General features: G+C 35.3%; 1 protein-coding gene and 1 pseudogene. One reads left to right on the forward strand and one right to left on the reverse strand.

Annotation, left to right across the window (positions count from 1 at the left end):
• Nucleotides 1-531: 531 nt before the first annotated feature.
• The gene (locus H4J69_RS19525) at nucleotides 532-1299 is read left to right on the forward strand and encodes a haloacid dehalogenase type II (RefSeq protein ID WP_259367781.1); all 768 of its coding nucleotides are present in this window, start codon (nucleotides 532-534) and stop codon (nucleotides 1297-1299) included.
• A 57-nt stretch (nucleotides 1300-1356) separates the two neighbouring features.
• Here the strand turns inward: H4J69_RS19525 and H4J69_RS19530 are convergent.
• A pseudogene (locus tag H4J69_RS19530) lies at nucleotides 1357-1752 on the reverse strand (transposase); the annotation flags it as partial.
• Between the last annotated feature and the right edge of the window lie 8 nt (nucleotides 1753-1760).

Genomic DNA, 1760 nt, shown 5'->3' on the forward strand with positions numbered 1-1760 from the left:
TAAGGTGTGTCTACTAAACTGATTTGTTGCTTCCTTGGCGTGGCCATAACTCACCTAAGATAAAGTAGCTTGATTACTTTAGCGTAGTACAAAGGGAAAACTTGTTCAATTTAGGATGAGTGTCTGTTGATTTTTTGTTAGATAGCAATAAACCTCATTAACTCCGAAAACTAACAAAATAACTTTCAATACATTGTTTTAAATTTAATTTTTTATATATGAAATAAAAAAAATTCATTACGGTCTTATTAGCCTAACGTATATTAATTTTGAGTTTTATCTATAACTCAATGAGTTCTGATGAGGATAATGGATAAGTTTGTGAGCCCTGCTCACAGTATAAAAATTTTTGAAGTCTTCTATGGTCATAGTTGCCTATATCCATCGAAATCACAATATAGCAAGTTTTTAATGGCCCTATTATTTTTTAGCAAAAAAATGACAAGGTTCAAATGAATAATTACTCGCTGTCTATTTACTATATGAATGTAATCCATATAGTTACGGTTATATTATTTAACAGGTGTTTAAATGAAATTAAAACTTTACGTATTATTATTTTCTGTATTTTTGTCTATAACCTCTATCGCGAAAGAGGTAGAGACATTTCATAAGATGCACAGTACCTTACCTAGCGTTATCTTTTTTGATGTGAATGAAACCCTACTTGATTTAGGTAATGTGGCTAAGTCTGTGACAGTTGCCTTAAAAGGACGAGATGATTTAGTAGCTAGTTGGTTTACTACTATGTTGCACTATTCTTTAGTCACTAATGCAATTAATGATTACCATCACTTTGGCGAAATAGGCATTGCTGCATTACAATTAGTTGCAAAGCAAAATGATATTTTTTTGACAAAAGAAGAAGCAACCTTAGCAATTAAAACGCCATTTAGAGACTTACAACCACACCTTGATGTTATTGCTGGTTTAAAGAAGTTTAAAGATAGTGGCATAAAATTGGTCACTCTCACTAATTCGTCAGATGCAGGTATTGCCAGTCAACTTAAGAACGCTAAATTAACCGAATATTTTGATGGCGCATTAACAGTCCAAGAATTACAAATTTTTAAGCCTGATTTACGTGTTTACGAGTGGGCTTTAAAGCAAATGAATGTTGAGGCTGGTGACGCGATGTTGATTGCTGCACATGGTTGGGATGTTGCTGGAGCAGCTAAAGCTGGAATGCAAACCGGATTTATAGAACGTCCAGGTATGTTTCAGTTCGAGTTAGTCGAAAAAGCGGATTACAGTGCGCCAGATTTACTTCAACTAGCTAATAAAATTTTAGGTTTTTAGGTTTTCATCAATAAGAAGTACCCTAGGTTATTTGATGGTACTTCTTAAATAATTAAAGATGAGTGTCTTGTTAATTTTCTCTGGTGTCTTTGCGATATTGGCTCGAATAGGGTTTAAATCAACATAGGCCATACAAGACGCTAACGCTGCTTCATCTAATAACGCTTGGGATTTAAAGCGTCCTTCCCAAAACCTACCGGTGCAGTTATCTTCTTGGTTAGCCGTTCTTGCAATACTTTCATTAATATACCCCATAAACCAACTGATTTTCATCAGGCGCTTTCGATAGACCTCTGCGGTTGCATTAACCTCATCAAGTAAGGGTTGAGCTAAGCGGTCACCGTTGCAATATTGTTTGGTCAGTAACGTGCCTTTGTGTATGCGGTGCCAACGCACAAGTACGTCAGTCATTGTCCACTGCTTCGCTTTTTCTTCATCAATAAATAACACCACATGATAGT

It is taken from the genome of Colwellia sp. BRX10-9, assembly GCF_014077405.1.
In the GTDB taxonomy this organism is placed as follows: domain Bacteria; phylum Pseudomonadota; class Gammaproteobacteria; order Enterobacterales; family Alteromonadaceae; genus Colwellia_A.